Below are 20142 nucleotides of genomic sequence, written 5' to 3'. Positions count from 1 at the left end.
ATGGCTGAAACACTGACCGTACGCGTCGTAGAACGCGAAATTCAGGGAACCGAGGTGGTCGTTCTGACGCTGGCCTCGCTGGACGGAACCGCCCTGCCCGCCTTTAGCGCCGGAGCGCATATCGATCTCCATCTTGGCGAGGAGATCGTCCGTCAGTATTCGCTGTGCAGCAGCCCGCATCACCCGGAGCAGTATCGTCTGGGAATCCTCAAGGATCGGGCTTCGCGCGGCGGATCGCTGGCGGCACATCTGCTGCAGGTCGGCGCCACGGTGGCGATTAGCCCTCCGCGCAATCTGTTTCCGCTGGAGATGGGCGCCAGCCACAGCCTGCTGATCGGCGGCGGGATCGGCATTACGCCGATGCTGGCCATGGCGGATGCCTTGTTCCGCGCCGGCAAGCCCTTCGAGGTGCATTACTGCGGGCACAGCCGTGAGGGAATGGCTTTTTTGCACGAGCTGGCGGATTGCCACTTTAGCCAACATGTCCATCTGCATATCAGTGACGAAGGACACAAGATCCGCCCTGAGGACGTGCTGGCGCCGCACCATGCTGCTGCCCATGTTTACGTCTGTGGCCCGGAAGGGTTTATGGACTGGATATCCGACGCCGCGCGCGGCTGCGGCTACTCTCCGGAACGTCTGCATCAGGAGTACTTCAACCGTGAAGTCGAAACCGGCGGCGACTGCTTTGAGGTGGATGTTCCGGAGCTGGGCTTAACCGTCACCGTCGAGGAGAACGAAACCATCGTCGCCGCGCTGCAGAAAGCGGGGATCAAGGTCAAAGTCTCCTGTGAACAGGGCGTTTGCGGGACCTGCCTTGCCAACGTGTGTAGCGGTGTCCCGGACCACCGCGACGAATACTTAACCGATGAAGAACGCGAAGATAACGATCAGATCCTGCTGTGCTGTTCGCGCGCCAGAACTCCCCGTCTGGTTATCGAAAGCTTCGAATACGTCAAACTGAAATAACGGATACCGCTATGAACCTGACATCAGATTTCCGTAATGCCATGGCGCAGCTGGGCAGCGCCATCACCATCATCACTACCGATGGTCCAGCGGGCCGCTTTGGCTTTACCGCCTCAGCCGTGTGCAGCGTCACCGATTCACCACCCACGCTGCTGGTCTGTATGAATCGCTCCTCGTTCGCCCATAGCAAGTTTAAAGAGAACGGCGTGCTGTGTGTGAACGTGCTTTCCGCTCAGCATCAGGATCTCTCCGGCGTTTTCGCCAATAGTCAGTTGCGATCGGAGGAGCGTTTTTTGCATGACCAGTGGTTGGCGCTGGAAACCGGTTCACCGGTGCTGGCGTCTGCCGTCGCTAATGTCGACTGCACGATCGCCACCAGCCATGAAGTGGGCAGCCACAGCGTGTTTTACTGTGAGGTCCGGCAGATCCGTCACAACCAGGCCGGCGACGGACTGGTGTGGTTCAACCGCCAGTTCCACACTCTCAGCGCGCAACCGTACCGCTAAGCGTTTACATAACAACGAATAAGAGCCTGTCCATCGGGCTCAAAAATACCCTATCGCATTACGCCCCCATCGCCTTTGGGTGGCGTCAAGGTGCCGACTCGTCGGCGCCCTCTTTTCACCTGCACTGGAGTACATGTGATGTCTGGAACTGCGAGCGATACGCCGGTAAGCAAGCCCCAATCAATGCGCAAATTGATTATCGGTTCTTTTCTGGGTAACTCTCTTGAGTGGTACGACTTTTTTCTCTACGGCACGGCGGCGGCGCTGGTGTTCGGGCCGCTGTTCTTTCCGGCCACCGATGACCCGCTGCTCGGCGCCTTCCTGGCCTTTTCGGGGTTTGCCATTGGTTTTATTGCCAGGCCGCTGGGCGGTATCGCGTTCGGTCATCTCGGCGATAAATACAGTCGCAAAATGACCCTGATCATCACCCTGACGTTGATGGGAGCCAGCACCTTTTTGATAGGCCTTCTGCCAACCTATGAACACATCGGTGTGCTGGCCCCCATCGCCCTGATCACCCTGCGTTTCGTTCAGGGCGTGGCCTCCGGCGGCGAATGGGGTGGCGGCGTACTGATGCTGAGCGAGAATGCGCCGGAACATCAAAAGGGCTACTACACCGCCTGGAGTCAGGTAGGTGTTTCCGGCGGCTTTGTCCTTTCGTCGCTGGCGTTTTATCTGGTTCAGCTATTGCCCCAGGAAGATGTACTGGCCTGGGCATGGCGCATCCCGTTCCTGCTGAGCTTGTTTATCTTTCTGGTCGGGGTCTATATCCGACGCAATATTGAGGAAAATGCCGAGTTCGTCGCCCGCAAAGAGCAGCATGAAGAAGCACAGTTACCGGTACTCAGCGCCTTCAAAAATCACCCAAAAGCCATTTTGCAGGCCATCGGTTTACGGCTGGCGGAAAACGGTGCGGTGTATATCTTTTTCACCTTCTCAGTGGTCTATTGCAAACATATCGGCATTGAGACCCGGCTGGTGATTGCCGCGGTCACCATCGCCATGGCGGTGGAAATTGTCACCATTCTCGCCTGGGGCTGGTTGTCAGATCGCATCGGCCGGAAAGCGCTCTATTACATCGGCGTGATTGGCATGGCCCTGGTGGCATTTCCGTTCTTCTGGCTCCTGCAAATGCATAGCTTCCCGGCGATTTTACTGGCGATGCTGTTGGCGCTACCGGTGTGCCACGGGGCGATGATTGCCGCCCAGCCGTGCATGATGGTGGAGCTCTTTCCGGTGGAAGTGCGCTATACCGGCCTGGCGCTCGGTCATGAAATTGGTGCCGTTATCTCCGGAGGGATTAGCCCGATGCTGGCGGTGGCGTTCTTAATCAAGTGGGACAGCTACGTCCCGGTCGCCTTGATGTTACTGGCCTTTGCATTACTGGCGCTGGTCGCGCTGTTCAGTATTCGTCAACCCGTAGCCCCCCATCAGCGGCTACCGGCCCTGTAAACAGCGAAAGCCGGGTCAGCCCACAGGAGTACGTGCTGGCCCGGCAACCCAGGTCTGAGAGCCCCCGCCCTGACAAATTTATTTTTAAACAAGACAATGAATAAACAGGCATTTATTGCTGAGAGTTAAAAATATTCCCACGTCACAATAGCGCTTAATTATTATTCATATATCAGCTGTTTGGTTTCTCAGAAAGGCAACATTTATGAAAAAGCTCATTCTCTCTCTGGTTACGGCGGCGCTGTTACTGCCGGCCCTGTCGGCTCACGCGACTTACCGTAGTGATAACCGTCAGGACGCGCGGGATACCCGCCAGGATTCCCGCCAGAGTGGACGTGATGTTAAACAACAGTGCGTCAAAGACAACAACAAAAGCAACGCCAGCTGCCGCCATGATAAACGCGATAACCGTCGCGATGGCCGCCAGGATGCCCGTAGCGAAAAATGGTAAGTTAAGCACCAACGGGCAGGCGCGGTTTCCACGCCTGCCATCACTTCCGCCATCGGCAGGGCTTTAGACTCAACGCAACGCCCGTTCTACGCTTTCCGGGTAAGACCAGCCCTGACGATGAGCAACCTCTCTGGCCAGTCTGGCGTAAAGCGTCGTGGTCGCCTGATAAGCTCGCCGCGCATCCGTCTTATCAAAATGGCCATAAGTGGCCTGCAATTCCGCCCAGATACGTTCACCCGCCCAGTGCCGGATCCCCTTCCCCAGGTGCCAGATATCAACCGGCTCGGGGTGACGGGAGATAGCGTGCCACTCGATCATTTCCAGCAGCAGTTCTTTCATGGTCCCGTCGCGTTGCTTAGCCAGGAAGAGTTCATCCCGGGCCAGATAGCGGGGAACATGGAACGCCTCAAACCAAAACTCTTCAGCACGGGCGCGAAAGCGTTGTTCGTCGGGCATGACATGAATCGGGAAGCGGTACGTCGCGGCCGGAAGCGATTTAGCAAAGGCGTTTTTATCAACAAGCAGCTGATAACCTCGTTCGTAGAGCGGATCCAGTTGCGCGGGACTCGCCATCTTCTGGAGACGAGCCAGCCCCGCCAGCGTGAAATCAACCTTAATGCCTCCGGCATAGATAACCAGCCGTGTTGGCCAGGACTGTGCGTCCACGGCATCAAGGTGCAGGATCGTAATCACCTCGCCGAAGCGATGGATCCAGTCATCGTTTTTCGCCATCCCGGCTGGATCCTGGGCAATAATTTCAATATCCAGATCCGAAAATGCATCCACCAGCCCATCCCGGCGTGCCAGCGATCCCGTTTGCACCAGCGCCCGGACGTTATCGTTCCCGTCAGCCCATGAGCGAATTCGTTCAGCCAGGCGCGAACGCTGATTCTCAACTTCCGTCATTTTCTGTCCCCAAATACAGCCACCGGGTGGCTCAACGCGTTGGATTTAAGCTTTCCAGAGGAAAGGGGCGATCCTGCACCACGGTTTTCATCACCAGCGTCGAGCGCAGATGCTGCACGCCGGGCATCGCGGAGAGCTTATCATCATAAAGTTTTTGAAAGGCCGGCAGATCCCGGGTGACCACGTGCATCAGATAGTCCGGGTCACCAAACAGCCGCTGCGCCAGCACTATCTGGGGGATCTCTTCGACCGCCTCTTCAAACGCGCTCACCGCTTTTTTATCGCCTTCTTTTAGCGTCGCAAAGACGATGGCCAGAAAGTTAAAACCCATTTTGATAGGGTCAAGATTGGCGCGGTAGCCGGTAATAACGCCTTCCTGCTCTAAAGCACGCAGCCGTCGATGACAGGGTGACAGACTCAAATTGATCCGCTCGGCGAGTTCGGTAATCGACAAGCGCCCATCAGATTGCAGTTCAGCAATAATTTTTCTATCTATGCTGTCCATTTGGAAGATTTTCTCTTTTACAGGTGCTTTTAAGCATAACATTGAAAGCTCATTTCCCATAAATGCCGATATTCTTTTGCTCTACATAACACCAATATGAGCAGGAGATCGCATGCACAATACCTTGAACCTCAGTAGAGATAACCCACCATGGAAATGAGTTTCATCGCCGGGTTCTGGGTAGTTTCCCTCTTGCTTATCATCACTCCCGGTGCCGACTGGGCCTACACCATCAGCGCCGGCATTAACGGGCAGCGGGTGATCCCCGCGGTGATCGGGCTGATGTCCGGACATCTGCTGGCGGCGATTATCGTGATCGCCGGGATCGGCGTGACGATCGCCGGGCACCCGCAGGTGTTGTCGCTGATAACCCTGCTGGGAGCAGCCTATTTGCTGTGGCTGGGGGTCGCAATTTTACGGCATCCCTCTACTCCTGATGCCGCCGGTCAACAGGCCGGAAGCTGGAACCGTTGGGCGCTAAAAGGGCTATGCATTAGCGGGCTGAACCCAAAAGTCTTCCTTTTATTCCTCGCGCTGCTGCCGCAATTTACCGATCCTCAAGGACACTGGCCTGTTGCATTGCAAATGTCAGCCCTGGGGAGTCTCCATCTGCTGACCTGCACGCTTATCTATTTCCTGGTGGGGTATGGGTCAAAAAGGCTATTAGCCGCCCGGCCAGCGATAGCAAGAAGAGTCAGTCTGACTTCCGGAGCGATTATGGTGGTGATAGCCATCCTGCTATTCTGCAGCCAGCTGAAATAATGCGCCGGATAGCGGATGAGCATAATAAGTTCACACCGGCGGTAAGTTATTTGTGCCTTCGTGACAGGAGGCCGTCAACATCGCTGAATATTTTGAGGCCGGGTCTGGGATCTATTCGGCGTTAAAAGTGCTGTCTCACTCAAATGTCCGAATCAGGCTCCAGACGATTCCAGTAATTTTCACAAAACCTAAAATATAAACCTTAATAAACAACAAGATATCATTACACACAAAAAGAAAGACGCCTAAAAACTCCAGTAAAACGATCAATCCTCGCATTTAAACCGTCATATGGCTGCGAAATCTCGCGCCAGGTCCCGGCAGCAATAAAGTCCTGTCCGCAGGGGGCTCTTTTGTTTCCGGGATTATTATTACTATTCTAAAGCATAATTTTGCAGTATGGTTTAATCACTGTTGCATTGGTGTAGTGAATTCTATCCGGCCGAGTATATCGTTCCTCATGTTTTGTGAAACGCCTCGCGGAATATTCACCTGTTCCGGGAGCGGGCTCTCTTTTGTGAGGAATTTAGCGGGCTAGCGGGCGTTTTATTATTAACGGGCTTTACACGGAATCATTCAACCTGCGCTGAGGCGGCAAGGGAGAACAAGGAGATGATTTATCCATTCCCGTCGGCTAAGCGGCCAGGAAACGATGATATCTCGCGGCATAGCGACATGAATAAGGATGTTTATACCAGTCTGACTTACGCCAGACCGGTGCCCCGCGCCTGCGTATCTCCGGCGCGCGCAACCAGGAGAAATGAAGAATGAACAGAACATGGAAACCACCGAAAATCGCATCATTTATTTACAAAAAAATATTTATTTCATTATGTTACGTAACCTCCCCCGTTCCTGAAAGGGGAAATACTTCATGATTCAACTAAATCCCTGCCTTCAGATGATCCGGTTCAGCATGATGCATGCTGGAGAACGTTATTCGTTTTAAGAAGCACCTGACGCGATGGCTAAAAATAAACGACAAGAAGATCAATCGGACAAAAATACTGGCCTGACGAAGACGAACAGAACGTAATGTACGCCTGCAATTAAAAGGGAATATAATGAAGAATAATGCCGATATCAAAAAAAGGAACTTCCTCACTCAAAATGAGATTGAGTCGCTTCTTAAAGCTGCAAATACCGGAGCACATGCGGCTCGTAATTATTGCCTGACATTACTCTGCTTTATTCATGGGTTCCGCGCCAGCGAAATTTGCCGCCTGCAAATTTCCGATATTGACTTACGTTCAAAGTGTATCTACATCCATCGTCTTAAAAAAGGTTTTTCCACTACTCACCCTTTACTGAATAAAGAAATTCAGGCACTCAAAAACTGGCTGGATATTCGCAAAACCTACCCCCATGCCGACAGTGAATGGCTGTTTTTATCGCGCAAAGGCAATCCGCTTTCCCGTCAGCAGTTTTACCAGATTATTTCATCTTCCGGAGGTACCGCCGGATTAACGATTGAGATTCATCCCCATATGCTCCGCCATTCATGCGGATTTGCGCTGGCCAATATGGGCATTGATACCCGCCTTATTCAGGACTACCTTGGCCACCGCAATATCCGCCATACCGTTTGGTATACCGCCAGCAACGCTGGTCGCTTTTACGGCATCTGGGACAATGCCAAAGAGAAGCAGCGCAACCAAATTTTTCAATGACCCGCATGGGTTCAAAAGGCCTTGACGCCTGACGCCATGGATGGCGTTAAAATGAACAGCTGTTACTAAAAACATTAATAAATATTAACCATGCGTTAATTATGATTATTGTTCCCGCAAGTTCTTATTTCATTCGTAATACACTGCCTCCCGATACCCTTGTAAATACTCAGGATTTCAATTCGCTATTTATTGCATGATTAAACCATTCAGCATTATATTTTCCGTCTGAATTTTTACCGTTAATAACTTTTTTCCCTGAGATTTGATGTACCTGGCAAGAAGCCTTGCTGCTGCTGTTGTGATATGCCTTAAAATCTATAAAAATAAGAATTATCGCGTGGCGATATTTTAACTATGTGTAAATGTAATGTGACCATCTATTTTTACCGCACCAACATCATGGCAACGTGAAGAAGGCGCTATATCTGTACTTTTATATAATACGCCATTAACACTGCGGATTATTTTTTAACCGTCCTGATAATTGCTTCAGGGCGGTGCCTTCGTTCAAATTAATTTCAGGAGCAATGTATTGTGAATCGACGTCGTTTTCTTACCGCCAAAGAAGTTCAGGCAATGATGCTGGCGGCACGGCAGGGCCCAACCGGAGAGCGTGATTATTGTCTTATCCTGCTGGCTTTTCGTCACGGAATGCGTATCAGCGAACTGCTCGATCTGCATTATCGCGATCTTGATCTCAATGAGGGCCGCATCAACGTCCGTCGGTTGAAGAATGGATTTTCGACCATCCACCCGCTGCGATTCGACGAGCTGGAAGCCATTGAACGCTGGACCCAGGTGCGCGCTGGCTGGAAAGCGGCACAGCAAACCAATGCGATTTTTATTTCACGACGCGGTACTCAACTTTCCCGCCAGCAGGCCTATCGGATTATTCGCAGCGCCGGAGAGGAAGCCGGAACCGCCACCCATACTCACCCGCATATGCTGCGTCATGCCTGTGGCTATGAACTCGCAGAAAGAGGCACTGATACGCGTTTAATTCAGGATTATCTGGGTCATCGCAATATTCGGCACACCGTGCGCTATACCGCCAGTAATGCGGCTCGTTTCGCGGGATTATGGGAAAGAAATAACCTGCTTGAAGAAAATTCTCATGGTCAAAAGAAATGATTTATCTTGTTGATAAATAAGTGTAATTTTAAAAATGAACAGGTCAATTGGGGCCAAACTGTTTATATCATAAAAATGTTTTGCAATCTTTTGCAACTGGCAAGTACATATATTCCCAAAGATTAAATTCATCTTGTTGATTGTAATCATGTTTTACCCTTGTGAAACTTTACTTATCTTCCATCCTTTCCGCTTACTCGCAATATCATCCTCTCTGACTTCGCCCGGTAACCCACTCTCTCAGCAACAAAAAAACAGCTAATAAAACCAACAAACATTCAATTATCAAACCAATAAACTACAAAAAAAACTCAGAACACAAAAAATCAGACATTTATATCAATGAGTCAAAATGGCCCCAATTGACTCATTAGTTGGGGGAAAACTGTGCAGAGCCGGCAGTCGAACCATTCGGCTGATATATGGAATGCCTGGAAGGCGCTACGACTGCCAATTTCGGTTCGTAATATCGACTTTGTTTAAAGGAAAACATCATGAAAATCAAAACACTGGCAATCGTTGTTCTGTCAGCCCTGTCCCTGAGCTCTGCAGCGGCTCTGGCTGATACCACTACGGTTAACGGCGGTACAGTGCATTTTAAAGGGGAAGTGGTTAACGCTGCCTGTGCCGTAGATGCCGGCTCTATCGATCAGACCGTTCAACTGGGCCAGGTCCGTTCAGCCAGACTCGCAACCGCCGGGAGCACCAGCTCAGCGGTAGGTTTCAACATCCAGCTGGATGATTGCGACACCACCGTAGCAACCAAAGCGTCTGTTGCCTTCTCCGGGACCGCCGTAGACAGCACCAACACCACCGTACTGGCACTGCAGAACTCCGCAGCTGGCGGCGCAACGAATGTGGGCGTACAGATCCTCGACAGCACCGGTACTCCGCTGGCTCTGGATGGTGCCACCTTCGGTGCTGCTACTACCCTGAACGACGGTACCAACATCATTCCTTTCCAGGCGCGCTACTACGCAACGGGTGCAGCTACGGCCGGTACAGCTAACGCAGACGCTACCTTCAAAGTGCAATACGAGTAATTCACTCATCAGGCAAGGATGCGGTTCGGGCCAGGATGGCCCGTTATCTACAACAGGACTGGAGTGATAGCGATGCCAGGAATGAAATCAGCACTGTTGCTACTGCTGCTGCCGCCACTCGCCGTGGCAGGAAACCACTGGAACGTCACGCTCCCTGGCGGAAACATGCGCTTTCAGGGAATCATCATTGCGGAATCCTGCCGGGTTGAAGCAGGGGACCAGCAGTTGACGGTCAATATGGGGCAGATCAGCAGCAATCGCCTTCATTCTGTCGGGGAAGATACTGACCCTGTGCCTTTCGATATCCATCTTCAGGAGTGCAGCACCGCCGTCAGCCAACGGGTCGGTGTCGCTTTTCACGGCGTGGCGGACGGTAAAAATCCAGACGTGCTTTCGGTGGGGGAAGGCCCCGGCATCGCCACCGGAATCGGTATTGCGTTGTTTGATAAAGAAGATCGTCTGATTCCGCTTAACGCACCGGCCAGCGCCTGGTCACGACTGTATGTCGGACCAACCACGCTTCATTTTGTCGCGAAATATCGCGCGACCGGCCATCAGGTTACCGGCGGAGCCGCCAATGCTCAGGCCTGGTTCTCTTTGACCTATCAGTAAATAACCGGCGGGCATACCGGATGCAGGAAACAACGGTGAGTATAAAAGGGGAAAACGTGAGAAAAACACTGGGGATGACGCGCTATCTGCTGGCGAGCTTATTGATGATCGCCACAGCAGGTTTCACCGCACAAACCGAAGCTGGCGTCGCGCTGGGGGCAACCCGGGTGATCTATCCGGCCGGACAGAAACAGGTCCAGCTGGCGGTGACAAATAATGATGACAGCAGCACCTATCTGATTCAGTCATGGGTCGAAAATGCCGAGGGGCAAAAAGACGGGCAGTTTGTGATAACCCCACCGCTGTTCGCCATGCAGGGTAAAAAAGAGAACACGTTACGCATTATTGACGCCACCAACGACAAGCTGCCGAAAGATCGGGAAAGCCTGTTCTGGATGAACGTCAAAGCCATCCCTTCGATGGATAAATCAAAGCTCAGCGATAACACGCTGCAGTTGGCGATTATTAGCCGCATCAAGCTCTACTATCGCCCGGCAAAACTGACGCTGTCGCCGGACCAGGCCCCGGAGAAACTGACGTTTCGCCGCAGCGCCACCACCCTCACGCTGATTAACCCGACGCCTTACTACCTGACGGTCACCGAGCTCAATGCCGGTACGCGGGTGCTGGAAAACGCGCTGGTGCCGCCGATGGGTGAAGCTTCGGTAAAAATCCCGGCCGATGCGGGTCGCGATATCACCTACCGGACCATCAACGACTATGGCGCACTGACCCCACGGATGAAGGGCGCACTGCAATAACTCCGGGGAAACCAGCGTTCTCCCCTGAATGATAATAAGAACTGACAGCCGGGCGACTACGGACCGGAGGGACTATGTCACATCTGAAATATGGACTGGACCATTTGGGCATCCAGCGTACGCGGCAGGGTGCCCTGGGGTCGGCTCGCGTATTTGCCCGGTTCCCCATTGCCCTTTTGCTGGCCCTGCCAGCTTTTTCCGCGCAGGCGGAACTCTACTTTAACCCGCGTTTTCTCGCCGACGATCCTGCCGCCGTGGCGGACTTATCGGGATTTGAACAAGGACAGGAGGTGCCGCCGGGCACCTACCGTGTCGATATCTATTTGAATAATGGGTTTATGACCACCCGGGATGTCACCTTTAATCGTGCGGAGAACCAGCACGGACTGGCCCCCTGCCTGACCCGTGGACAGCTCGCCAGCATGGGGGTCAATACCGCTGCCGTCACCGGGATGAACACGCTGGCCGCCGATGCCTGCGTGCCGATGGCGGAGCTAATCAAGGATGCCACCAGCCGCTTTGACGTCGGCTCCCAACGCCTGTACCTGACCGTTCCGCAGGCGTTTATGGGCAACCGCGCGCGCGGCTATATCCCACCGGAACTGTGGGATGACGGGATCACTGCCGGGCTGCTGAATTACAACTTCACCGGTAATAACGTACACAACACCATCGGCGGCAGCAGCCAGTACGCCTATCTGAACCTGCAAAGTGGCCTGAACCTCGGCGCCTGGCGTCTGCGGGACAACACCACCTGGAGCTACAGCAGCGGCGGCAGCTCTGCGAGCAATGAGAATAAATGGCAGCACGTGAACAGCTGGCTTGAGCGGGACATTGTTCCTCTGCGCTCGCGCCTGACGCTGGGCGACAGCTACACCAACGGCGACGTTTTTGACGGCATTAACTTTCGTGGGGCCCAGCTGGCCTCTGACGACAATATGCTGCCGGACAGCCAAAAGGGCTTTGCCCCAGTGATCCACGGTATTGCCCGCGGCACCGCCCAGGTCTCCATCCGCCAGAACGGCTACGAGATCTACCAGAGTACCGTGCCGCCAGGGCCGTTCACTATTAACGACCTCTATGCCGCCGGCAACGGGGGGGATTTGCAGGTCACGGTGAAAGAGGCCGATGGCAGCCTTCAGGTCTTCTCCGTTCCCTGGTCTACGGTACCGGTGCTGCAGCGTGAGGGCCATACGCGCTTCGCCCTGACCGCCGGGGAGTACCGCAGCGGCAACGACCAGCAGGAAAAACCCAAATTCTTCCAGGGCACGCTGCTCCACGGCTTGCCAGCAGGATGGACGCTCTATGGCGGTACCCAACTTGCGGACCGCTACCGGGCATTTAACGTTGGGGTGGGGAAAAACATGGGTGAACTCGGCGCCGTGTCGCTGGACGTCACCCAGGCCAATGCCACGCTGCCCGACGACAGCGAACACCAGGGGCAATCGCTGCGCTTTCTCTATAACAAATCGCTCACGGACGTGGGCACCAACATTCAGTTGGTCGGCTACCGCTACTCCACGCGCGGCTATTTTAGCTTTGCCGATACCACCTACAACCGGATGAGCGGCTATGACGTGGAGACGCAGGATGGCGTTATCCAGGTAAAGCCTAAGTACACCGATTACTACAACCTTGCCTACAGCAAACGCGGCAAAGTGCAGGTCAGCCTGACTCAGCAACTCGGACGCACTGCCACTCTCTACCTGAGCGGCAGCCACCAAAGTTATTGGGGTACCGGCAAAGCCGACGAGCAGCTGCAGGCCGGGCTCAATGCGGCGGTCAACGATATCAACTGGAACCTGAGCTACAGCGTCACCAAAAACGCCTGGCAGGACGGGCGCGATCAGATGCTGGCGGTCAACGTTAACATTCCGTTCAGCCACTGGATGCGCTCCGACAGCACCTCCGTCTGGCGCCATGCCAGCGCCAGCTACAGCATGTCGCACGATCTTGATGGCCGGATGACCAACCTGGCCGGCCTGTACGGCACGCTGCTGGAGGACAACAACCTCAGCTACAGCATGCAGACCGGGTATGCCGGCGGCGGCAATGGCGACAGCGGCGCAACCGGCTATGCCGCGCTGAACTACCGCGGCGGTTACGGCAACGCCAACGTCGGGTACAGCCACAGCGATGGCCTGAAGCAACTGTATTACGGCGTAAGCGGCGGCGTGCTTGCCCATCGCAACGGCGTCACCTTAAGCCAGCCGCTGAACGACACGGTGGTGCTGATTAAAGCGCCGGGAGCCGACAACGTGAAAGTGGAAAACCAGACCGGGGTGCGCACCGACTGGCGAGGCTATGCGGTACTGCCTTACGCCACCGAATACCGTGAGAACCGGGTGGCGCTGGACACCAATACCCTGGCCGACAACGTCGACCTGGATGACGCGGTGGTCAGCGTGGTGCCGACCCATGGCGCCATCGTGCGCGCTGAATTTAAAGCCCACGTTGGGATGAAGCTGCTGATGACGCTGAGCCGCAACGGCAAGCCGGTGCCTTTCGGTGCCATGGTGACCTCGGTGGATAACCAGAGCGGCAGCATCGTGGCCGATAACGGCCAGGTCTACCTGAGCGGTATGCCGCTGGCCGGAAAAGTACAGGTGAAATGGGGTGAAGGCGCCGACGCCAGCTGCGTGGCCGAGTACCGCCTGCCGCCTGAGAGCCAGCAGCAGGCCCTGAGCCAGCTCTCTGCGGCCTGCCGCTAAGGAAGAATGATGATGACTAAATCACTGTATCTGCTGGGGGCCATGCTGTCGCTTACCCTCCCCCACGCGTTCGCCGCCGACAGCACCATTACCATCAACGGCTATGTCCGGGATAACGCCTGCGCGGTGGCGGGAGAATCGAAAGATTTTACCGTTGACCTGATGGATAACGCCGCGAAGCAGTTCAACGCCATCGGCGCGACCACGCCGGTGGTGCCGTTTCGCATCGTGTTGTCGCCGTGCGGCAGCTCGGTGACCGCCGTCAAGGTGGGGTTCATCGGCGTGGCGGATACCAGCAACACCAGCTTGTTAAAGCTGGATAGCGGCGCCTCTGCGGCGGCGGGGATGGGGATCCAGATCCTCGACACCAACCAGACGATGCTGCCGCTTAATGCCGCCTCGACGGCGATCGCCTGGACCACGCTGACGCCAGGGCAGACCAATACCCTGAACTTTTACGCGCGCCTGATGGCAACTCAGGTCCCGGTCACCGCCGGGCACGTCAACGCCACAGCGACATTTACGCTGGAATTTCAGTAACCGGAGGTTGAGATGAACTGGACTCCCCGAGGATGGCTGCTGGCCAGCGTGCTGGCACTGGCCGTCTCCCCGCTGCAGGCGGCCGACATCACCATCACCGTGAACGGCAAAGTGGTCGCCAAACCCTGCACGGTATCAACCACCCAGGCCACCGTAGAGCTTGGCGATCTGTATACCTTCAGCCTGGTGTCCGCCGGTGCCGCCTCGGCCTGGCATAGCGTGGCGCTCGACCTGAGCAACTGCCCGGTGGGCACTTCCAGAGTCACCGCCAGCTTTAGCGGTACGGCGGACGCCACCGGGTATTACAAGAACCAGGGGACCGCGGGCAATATCCAGTTGGAATTGCAGGATGACGGCGGCACCACCCTCAATAATGGCGCCACCAAATCAGTACAGGTTGATGACACCACCCAGTCCGCCCGTTTCCCGCTGCAGGTCAGAGCCCTGACGGTCAACGGCGGCGCCACCCAGGGAACCATTCAGGCGGTGATCAGTGTCACCTACACCTACGCCTGAGTCAGGAGAGTAAGTTGATGAAAAAAGTCATAACCCTGTTCACCACGCTGCTGCTGTTGGGCTGGTCAATCAATGCCTGGTCCTTCGCATGCAAAACTGCAACCGGGGCGACGATCCCCATCGGCGGCGGCAGCGCCAACGTCTATGTTAACCTGACCCCGGCGGTCAACGTCGGGCAAAACCTGGTGGTCGACCTGTCATCACAAATTTTCTGCCACAACGACTATCCGCAGACCATTACCGACTACGTGACCCTGCAGCGAGGCTCCGCTTACGGTGGCGTGCTGTCGAGCTTTTCCGGTACGGTAAGATATAACGGCACTACCTATCCGTTCCCGACCACCACGGAAACCGCCCGGGTTATCTATGATTCCACCACCGATAAACCGTGGCCAACCGTGCTCTATCTGACGCCAATCAGCACCGCCGGCGGCGTGGCAATTACCTCCGGTTCGCTGATCGCGGTGTTGATTCTGCACCAGACCAACAACTACAACAGCGACTCCTATCAGTTCGTGTGGAATATCTACGCCAATAACGATGTGGTGGTCCCCACCGGTGGCTGCGATGTCTCCGCCCGCGACGTAACGGTGACGCTCCCGGATTATCCCGGCTCGATGGCTGTGCCGGTCACGGTGTACTGCGCGCAGAATCAGAATCTCGGCTATTACCTCTCCGGTACCACCACCGATGCCGCGAACTCCATCTTCAGCAATACCGCATCGTCCTCGCCCGCCCAGGGCATTGGCGTGCAGATGACTCGTAACGGCAGCGTTGTTCCGGCGAACAGCACGGTGTCTTTGGGTACCGTCGGGACCTCCGCGGTCAATCTGGGGTTAACCGCGACCTACGCGCGCACCACCGGCCAGGTAACCGCGGGTAACGTGCAGTCCATTATTGGGGTGACGTTTGTCTATCAATAGCGGCAGCGTGGCGCAGGTCTCCCCGCCGGTGGACTATATTCTTTCGCCCTGCACGATAGCCGCCGAGGGACTATCCGCGTTGATGGACGACGGCAGCCTGCGCCAGCCTCGTCGGCTGTTTCCCCAGCGCCATGAGGCGCGGCTTATTCCCGAGAGGGTCAGCGTCAGGCGCGTGGTGGTTTTCTTACCCGACGATCCGTTCTGGCTGCTGCTGACCCTGCGTCAGGCGGCGCAGCTCCTGAAACATCGCGCCGTGGCGCTACCGATGCTGATCCTCAGCCGCAGTCCGGCAAACTGGTTGTGGCATACGCTGTTGCATCAGGTCGGCAAGGCGCGTTATCTGGCCGCGGTACAGGCCGCCGCCGCCGATTTACCCTGTCGGCAGTTAGCAGAACTGCTTAACCATCCCCCACGACTGGACTACCCTCTGCTGGAACAGCAGGCGGCGCGGGAGATGGCGACCGGCGGCGCGCCAACCTGCGGCATCAGTAAACCGGAGCTAACGACCGCGCTGGACTGGCTGCAGGGGGACAGCATCAATAGTCAGGCACAACGGCGAGGGCTGAGTCACAAAACCCTCTATACCCAGCGAAGTTCAGGACTGAAAAAGATGGTGGAACATCATCCACACCTGGCGAGCCGCTTTCCCGGCAGCCAGAGCAAGGGACAGAAAGCAGGCGGTGTCGCCGCGCTTTCTGCGTTCGAGCGTGAGTTTGTTCATGCGATTCACTGCCGGCACATTTTTCCGGTATTCCAGCCCATCACCGATGCGCGTTTAATGCTGCAGGGCATCGAAGTTCTGTCACGCTGGCGGCGCCATGGTGAAGTGCTGCTGCCGGGCGAGTTTTTGCCGCAGATCCGCTCGGAGTATGCCTGGCTGTTGCTCACCGCTTTTGTCTTGCAGGAGGCGGTACAGAACATTAATCAGCACGCGGGTGAGTTTTACTTCGCGGTGAACATCCCGCCGGTCATCGCCAACAATGGCAATATTGTCCGCATGATGGAGGCGGCGCGTCAGCAGTTACATGAACCACAGTGGGGCAAAAGGCTGGTACTGGAATTTGCCGAAACCATCGATCTCAGCCGCCATGGAAAAACGGGCGAGAATATCGCCCGCTTACAGCAGCTGGGCTTTTGTATCATGCTCGACGATTGCTTTTCACAAAGCAGCGTGATGTTTCCGGTTCGAACCGTGCGTTTTGATGAGTACAAGCTGGATATCAGCATTATCAACGATCTGGCGCGCGACCCGCACGCCCTGGCGTTGATCAAAAGCCTGATCTATTACTGCCAGCTCTCGGGCAGCCGCTGCATTGCCGAAGGGGTCGATAGCCTGGAAAAATTCAATATTCTGAAGGCCCAGGGCATCGATCGTTTTCAGGGCTACCTGATCTCGCCGCCGGTGACGGGCGATAATCTGACGGATCTTATCCAACGCTTTTCCGCAGGGCGGTTTCCCACCAGCATTGCCGGATAGCTCGGCATAGCGGCCGAATGCCTTAATGGTGAGGCGGCCAGGTGGCGCGATTTACGATCCCCTCGGGGGGAGTGAATGCTGAGAAGAAAAAGGTCGCCTGGCCAGTCAGCTGTCCAACGACATCGGCTTACTTCCTCCCGGAGGTAAGCCGAATAACTTGCGAACCCAGTTTAGAAACGCGCCGTAAGGGCGTCCCAGCAAAAGCATCATCAGGGCGGCGCCAAGGGTGCCTCGAAGCAATCCGCTTCCCGAGGCGCCACTGAAAGCAATGATTACTGCATAAATGGGAACCTGAAAACTGACAAGCGCCACGCTATCCCAAAACAGCGTAGATATTCGGCTCTCACCGGCACGCCTCATCACCCAGTCTCGCCATACGCCGTAAGGTCTGGCGACCGGAACCATCAGCGCCGCCCCCAGAAGGCGGGCATAGAAAACCTGCTCCCACGTCATACCAGCAATCAGGCGTTCATTAATGATGCCGGTTGTTGTGAAAAAAAGGAGTAGCGCAGCGGTATCTGCCAAAAATGCAGTCCGACGCGTCGTCTGTCTCTGGCGTTGAGGCAAAGGGATTTTCCTGTCCTGACGTGGTGGCTAAACGCGTGCTCATCTGCAGATAAGCCTAAAACTATAGCACACGCGTATTTTCCAGCAGCGTGGCCGCGGCAGCGACTTATTTACGCGAAACGCACACCTTGCCATTGCCCGAATGAACAAGATATCGCACCTTGTCAGACGATAAAAACGAAAGTTCCTGACGAACTTTCCACCAGGCCGGTACCACGATGCCGGCCGGAATATGGGCTTTTAATGGGATAAGACTATGGGTTCACAGGTATCCGCGGCGCAAGATTCACTGCTGCGGCACAGGCCGTTCGTCACCTTTTGGCTGGCGCGCACCTGTTCATCGTTTGGTTTTCAAATGTTTTCGGTTGCCGTTAGCTGGCAAATTTATGCCATCACCCACAGCGCGATGGCGCTCGGGATGATCGGCCTGATGCAATTCTTACCCTCCGTCCTGCTGGCACTCCCTGCCGGACACCTCGCGGATCAGTTCGATCGCCGACGAATTGTGCTACTGGGCCAGTTCATTGAATGGCTAGCACTACTCGGGCTGGTCGCGCTGACGCTGCTGCACTGGGCAGACAAGATTGAAATTTGGGGGCTGGTCTTTTTAATCTCAGTGGCAAAAGCACTGGAGTGGCCGGCTATCACCTCGATGCTACCGGCGCTGGTGCCGCCGCCGATCCTCGCGCGAGCAATGGCGGCCAGCTCCGTCGGCGGGCAGGCGGCGGTGATTATCGGCCCAACGCTTGGCGGCCTGCTGTATGTGGCGGGCCCGGAAGTGGTGTATGGCGTATCGGCGTTGTTCTATTTGTTCTCTATTGTGCTGGTTAGCCGGCTGCGCTATGAGCGGCCACCGCAAGCTCGCCTGCCCATGAATCTCACTAACCTGTTTGCCGGTGTGCATTTTATCCGCGAGCGAAAAGATGTCCTGGGCGTGATCTCGCTCGATCTGTTTGCCGTTCTCCTCGGCGGGGCGACCGCGCTGTTACCCATCTTCGCGCAGGATATTTTGCATACTGGCCCCTGGGGTCTGGGGATGCTGCGTGGAGCACCGTCGGTCGGCGCACTGCTGGTGGGCGTCTGGCTCAGCCGCCACAAGCTGGAGAAAAACGTTGGCCTGATCATGTTCGCCTCCGTGGCCGGCTTTGGCCTGGCGACGCTCGTGTTTGCGCTTTCTGAACGGCTGTGGCTTTCGCTGCTGGCGCTGGCCGCACTGGGCGGGTTCGATATGGTGAGCATGGTCATTCGCGGCGCGCTGGTGCAGCTGGATACGCCGGATGATATGCGCGGTCGCGTGAACGCGGTAAATGCCATCTTCATCAATACCTCAAACCAACTTGGGGAGTTTGAATCAGGTCTGTTAGCCGCGTGGATGGGCGCCGTACCGGCTGCGGCCCTTGGCGGAATTGGAACCCTGGTGGTGGTGGCCATCTGGATGACAATTTTCCCACATCTGCGTAAAAGGCAGAGGCTGGAAAATGAGGGCCCCACCTGATCCCCGGTCTTTACGGTCCGGGTCACACAAAATAACAGCACCGGTTTAAGCCGGTGCTTTTATTTCAGGCACGGATATCGTCGTACTCGCGGGTGTTATCAAACTCATGTTTGGCAAATGGGCACAGCGGGATAATTTTGCGTTGCTCTCCGCGCATTTTTTCCACCACCTTCGCCACCAGCTTTTTGCCTACCCCCTGGCCTTTCAGGCTCTCGTCTACGTCGGTATGTTCAATAATACTGAGATGCTCGCCGGTGGGGACAAAAACAATTTCGGCGACCTGATTTCCCGCTGCATCATTGACATAAAACTTGTTATGACCTTCCAGTATCTCCACTATTTCCTCACTTATTTATGGCAATATTTCAGAGCACCGCTCGGGCAGGTATCGATCACCCGTACGACGGTGGCGACATCCACTTCATCCGGGATGATCCACGGCTTACGCTTGAGGTTAAAGAGCTTTGCACTGCCGCGTACGCAGTTTCCCGAGTGCTGACAGATGTCCGTGTTGAAGTAGACATCAATCTTCTCTCCGGTATAGGCCCGATAGCCCGCTTCCAGTAGTTCCTTATCCATGACATTGCCTCATTATTTTTTTATTGTTCAGGTGCTAAGCATAGCCCTGCCAAACCGCCCCCGCTATGGGGAAATGGCGAATCCGTAATGTATATATCGTTAAGACTTAACGCATTGATGCAAAATAAATGATTAGAATATCATCCTCTCATTACAGGTCTATTTCTGGCATAGTTCCGAAAGCCCCCCTCAATAATCAGAGAGAAGCGCTGAGGCACTATTATTTCTGCAAAATGGCGATTAAACTCATTTCACAATGAGTGTGAGTATTCAGGACCTCTCCTTTGAATCATCAAGTAAAACCGGCGCGTCTGGCCCTATTATTCCAGTCTGTTTTTCTCTCCGGCTGTTCATTATCGCCAGCAATTCCGGTATTCGGTGCGGCCTTCCCCGGCTGGTTTTTCTGTTTATTAGGCGGCCTGTTTTTACTCATTCCCTGTCATATCCTGATCGTTCGCCAGGGCTGGCAGGCGAGATTTTCGCCGCTGATATTCAGCTACCTGGCCCTGATGTTCCTGTTCGCCACGATCCTGTGGTTCCTGTTCTTTGTGTACTAAGTTGTG

At 55.1% G+C, this 20142-nt stretch carries 22 protein-coding genes; 17 read left to right on the top strand and 5 right to left on the bottom strand.

All coding sequences use genetic code 11. From position 1 onward, the window contains the following. From ACMYSP_RS16870 to ACMYSP_RS16855, 4 genes are all read left to right on the top strand, one after another. A complete protein-coding gene (locus tag ACMYSP_RS16870; protein WP_434583193.1) occupies positions 1 to 969 on the top strand; it encodes a PDR/VanB family oxidoreductase in 969 nt (322 codons plus the stop codon). An 11-nt stretch (positions 970 to 980) separates the two neighbouring features. Further along, positions 981 to 1475 carry a flavin reductase gene (locus ACMYSP_RS16865; protein WP_135717221.1) on the top strand — a complete coding sequence of 165 codons (495 nt, stop codon included), beginning with the start codon at positions 981 to 983 and terminating at the stop codon, positions 1473 to 1475. Positions 1476 to 1658: 183 nt separating this feature from the next. Beyond that, the gene (locus ACMYSP_RS16860) at positions 1659 to 2927 is read left to right on the top strand and encodes an MFS transporter (protein ID WP_434587141.1); all 1269 of its coding nucleotides are present in this window, start codon (positions 1659 to 1661) and stop codon (positions 2925 to 2927) included. 205 nt (positions 2928 to 3132) lie between these two features. After that, positions 3133 to 3378: a hypothetical protein gene (locus ACMYSP_RS16855; RefSeq protein WP_434583192.1), complete on the top strand. Its 246-nt coding sequence runs from the start codon at positions 3133 to 3135 to the stop codon at positions 3376 to 3378. Positions 3379 to 3447: 69 nt separating this feature from the next. Here ACMYSP_RS16855 and ACMYSP_RS16850 read toward each other — a convergent pair whose 3' ends face one another. Both ACMYSP_RS16850 and ACMYSP_RS16845 read right to left on the bottom strand, forming a co-directional pair. Next, positions 3448 to 4284, bottom strand: a complete 837-nt coding sequence (locus ACMYSP_RS16850; RefSeq protein WP_434583191.1) for an aminoglycoside 6-adenylyltransferase — start codon at positions 4282 to 4284, stop codon at positions 3448 to 3450. A gap of 31 nt (positions 4285 to 4315) precedes the next feature. Next, positions 4316 to 4789: an Lrp/AsnC family transcriptional regulator gene (locus tag ACMYSP_RS16845; protein WP_434587139.1), complete on the bottom strand. Its 474-nt coding sequence runs from the start codon at positions 4787 to 4789 to the stop codon at positions 4316 to 4318. A 150-nt stretch (positions 4790 to 4939) separates the two neighbouring features. Here ACMYSP_RS16845 and ACMYSP_RS16840 point away from each other — a divergent pair, with 150 nt between their 5' ends. The 11 genes from ACMYSP_RS16840 to ACMYSP_RS16790 all read left to right on the top strand — a co-directional run bounded on the left by ACMYSP_RS16840 (position 4940) and on the right by ACMYSP_RS16790 (position 16938). Beyond that, positions 4940 to 5551, top strand: coding sequence for a LysE family translocator (locus ACMYSP_RS16840; protein WP_434583190.1), 612 nt, complete (start codon positions 4940 to 4942; stop codon positions 5549 to 5551). A gap of 1064 nt (positions 5552 to 6615) precedes the next feature. Further along, the gene (locus ACMYSP_RS16835; protein WP_434583188.1) at positions 6616 to 7221 is read left to right on the top strand and encodes a tyrosine-type DNA invertase; all 606 of its coding nucleotides are present in this window, start codon (positions 6616 to 6618) and stop codon (positions 7219 to 7221) included. 537 nt (positions 7222 to 7758) lie between these two features. Beyond that, positions 7759 to 8355 carry a type 1 fimbria switch DNA invertase FimE gene (fimE, locus tag ACMYSP_RS16830; protein WP_434583187.1) on the top strand — a complete coding sequence of 199 codons (597 nt, stop codon included), beginning with the start codon at positions 7759 to 7761 and terminating at the stop codon, positions 8353 to 8355. A 494-nt stretch (positions 8356 to 8849) separates the two neighbouring features. Continuing rightward, a complete protein-coding gene (fimA, locus tag ACMYSP_RS16825) occupies positions 8850 to 9398 on the top strand; it encodes a type 1 fimbrial major subunit FimA (RefSeq protein ID WP_123756604.1) in 549 nt (182 codons plus the stop codon). A gap of 72 nt (positions 9399 to 9470) precedes the next feature. Next, positions 9471 to 10010, top strand: coding sequence for a fimbrial protein (locus ACMYSP_RS16820; protein WP_434583186.1), 540 nt, complete (start codon positions 9471 to 9473; stop codon positions 10008 to 10010). 56 nt (positions 10011 to 10066) lie between these two features. Beyond that, positions 10067 to 10771, top strand: coding sequence for a fimbria/pilus periplasmic chaperone (locus ACMYSP_RS16815; RefSeq protein ID WP_434583184.1), 705 nt, complete (start codon positions 10067 to 10069; stop codon positions 10769 to 10771). Positions 10772 to 10845: 74 nt separating this feature from the next. Then, positions 10846 to 13482, top strand: coding sequence for a fimbrial biogenesis usher protein (locus ACMYSP_RS16810; RefSeq protein WP_434583183.1), 2637 nt, complete (start codon positions 10846 to 10848; stop codon positions 13480 to 13482). 9 nt (positions 13483 to 13491) lie between these two features. Further along, positions 13492 to 14022: a fimbrial protein gene (locus tag ACMYSP_RS16805; RefSeq protein WP_434587137.1), complete on the top strand. Its 531-nt coding sequence runs from the start codon at positions 13492 to 13494 to the stop codon at positions 14020 to 14022. 12 nt (positions 14023 to 14034) lie between these two features. Then, positions 14035 to 14538 (top strand): fimbrial protein, encoded by a 504-nt coding sequence (locus ACMYSP_RS16800; protein WP_434583182.1) that lies wholly within the window; start codon positions 14035 to 14037, stop codon positions 14536 to 14538. 17 nt (positions 14539 to 14555) lie between these two features. Beyond that, a complete protein-coding gene (locus ACMYSP_RS16795; RefSeq protein WP_434583181.1) occupies positions 14556 to 15461 on the top strand; it encodes a fimbrial protein in 906 nt (301 codons plus the stop codon). Between the two features lie 28 nt (positions 15462 to 15489). Next, on the top strand, positions 15490 to 16938 hold the full coding sequence (locus ACMYSP_RS16790; RefSeq protein WP_434587135.1) for an EAL domain-containing protein: 1449 nt from the start codon (positions 15490 to 15492) through the stop codon (positions 16936 to 16938). Between the two features lie 105 nt (positions 16939 to 17043). Here ACMYSP_RS16790 and alaE read toward each other — a convergent pair whose 3' ends face one another. Next, positions 17044 to 17463: an L-alanine exporter AlaE gene (gene alaE / locus ACMYSP_RS16785; RefSeq protein WP_434583180.1), complete on the bottom strand. Its 420-nt coding sequence runs from the start codon at positions 17461 to 17463 to the stop codon at positions 17044 to 17046. A 298-nt stretch (positions 17464 to 17761) separates the two neighbouring features. Between alaE and ACMYSP_RS16780 the strand changes: the two genes are divergently transcribed. Then, positions 17762 to 19000, top strand: a complete 1239-nt coding sequence (locus ACMYSP_RS16780; protein WP_434583179.1) for an MFS transporter — start codon at positions 17762 to 17764, stop codon at positions 18998 to 19000. 64 nt (positions 19001 to 19064) lie between these two features. Here ACMYSP_RS16780 and ACMYSP_RS16775 read toward each other — a convergent pair whose 3' ends face one another. Both ACMYSP_RS16775 and yjdI read right to left on the bottom strand, forming a co-directional pair. Then, positions 19065 to 19337 carry a GNAT family N-acetyltransferase gene (locus ACMYSP_RS16775; RefSeq protein WP_434583178.1) on the bottom strand — a complete coding sequence of 91 codons (273 nt, stop codon included), beginning with the start codon at positions 19335 to 19337 and terminating at the stop codon, positions 19065 to 19067. 11 nt (positions 19338 to 19348) lie between these two features. After that, entirely contained in the window at positions 19349 to 19579 is a 231-nt protein-coding gene (gene yjdI, locus ACMYSP_RS16770) for a 4Fe-4S mono-cluster protein YjdI (protein ID WP_434583177.1), read from the bottom strand. Positions 19580 to 19863: 284 nt separating this feature from the next. On the opposite strand from yjdI, the gene ACMYSP_RS16765 reads away from it, so the two are divergent. Then, positions 19864 to 20136: a YtcA family lipoprotein gene (locus ACMYSP_RS16765; protein WP_434583176.1), complete on the top strand. Its 273-nt coding sequence runs from the start codon at positions 19864 to 19866 to the stop codon at positions 20134 to 20136. Positions 20137 to 20142: the final 6 nt, after the last annotated feature.

The organism is Klebsiella sp. R390, from assembly GCF_051131745.1.
Taxonomy (GTDB): domain Bacteria; phylum Pseudomonadota; class Gammaproteobacteria; order Enterobacterales; family Enterobacteriaceae; genus Klebsiella.
This window is presented reverse-complemented; position numbering and strand designations above follow the sequence as displayed.

Coding starts and splice junctions, on each gene's coding strand:
- yjdI (WP_434583177.1), bottom strand. CDS start 19,579: ATGGATAAGGAACTACTGGAAGCGGGCTATCGGGCCTATACCGGAGAG.
- ACMYSP_RS16800 (WP_434583182.1), top strand. CDS start 14,035: ATGAACTGGACTCCCCGAGGATGGCTGCTGGCCAGCGTGCTGGCACTG.
- ACMYSP_RS16835 (WP_434583188.1), top strand. CDS start 6,616: ATGAAGAATAATGCCGATATCAAAAAAAGGAACTTCCTCACTCAAAAT.
- ACMYSP_RS16805 (WP_434587137.1), top strand. CDS start 13,492: ATGATGACTAAATCACTGTATCTGCTGGGGGCCATGCTGTCGCTTACC.
- ACMYSP_RS16810 (WP_434583183.1), top strand. CDS start 10,846: ATGTCACATCTGAAATATGGACTGGACCATTTGGGCATCCAGCGTACG.
- ACMYSP_RS16795 (WP_434583181.1), top strand. CDS start 14,556: ATGAAAAAAGTCATAACCCTGTTCACCACGCTGCTGCTGTTGGGCTGG.
- ACMYSP_RS16850 (WP_434583191.1), bottom strand. CDS start 4,284: ATGACGGAAGTTGAGAATCAGCGTTCGCGCCTGGCTGAACGAATTCGC.
- ACMYSP_RS16780 (WP_434583179.1), top strand. CDS start 17,762: ATGGGTTCACAGGTATCCGCGGCGCAAGATTCACTGCTGCGGCACAGG.
- ACMYSP_RS16860 (WP_434587141.1), top strand. CDS start 1,659: ATGCGCAAATTGATTATCGGTTCTTTTCTGGGTAACTCTCTTGAGTGG.
- ACMYSP_RS16870 (WP_434583193.1), top strand. CDS start 1: ATGGCTGAAACACTGACCGTACGCGTCGTAGAACGCGAAATTCAGGGA.
- ACMYSP_RS16855 (WP_434583192.1), top strand. CDS start 3,133: ATGAAAAAGCTCATTCTCTCTCTGGTTACGGCGGCGCTGTTACTGCCG.
- ACMYSP_RS16845 (WP_434587139.1), bottom strand. CDS start 4,789: ATGGACAGCATAGATAGAAAAATTATTGCTGAACTGCAATCTGATGGG.
- fimA (WP_123756604.1), top strand. CDS start 8,850: ATGAAAATCAAAACACTGGCAATCGTTGTTCTGTCAGCCCTGTCCCTG.
- ACMYSP_RS16820 (WP_434583186.1), top strand. CDS start 9,471: ATGCCAGGAATGAAATCAGCACTGTTGCTACTGCTGCTGCCGCCACTC.
- ACMYSP_RS16865 (WP_135717221.1), top strand. CDS start 981: ATGAACCTGACATCAGATTTCCGTAATGCCATGGCGCAGCTGGGCAGC.
- ACMYSP_RS16840 (WP_434583190.1), top strand. CDS start 4,940: ATGGAAATGAGTTTCATCGCCGGGTTCTGGGTAGTTTCCCTCTTGCTT.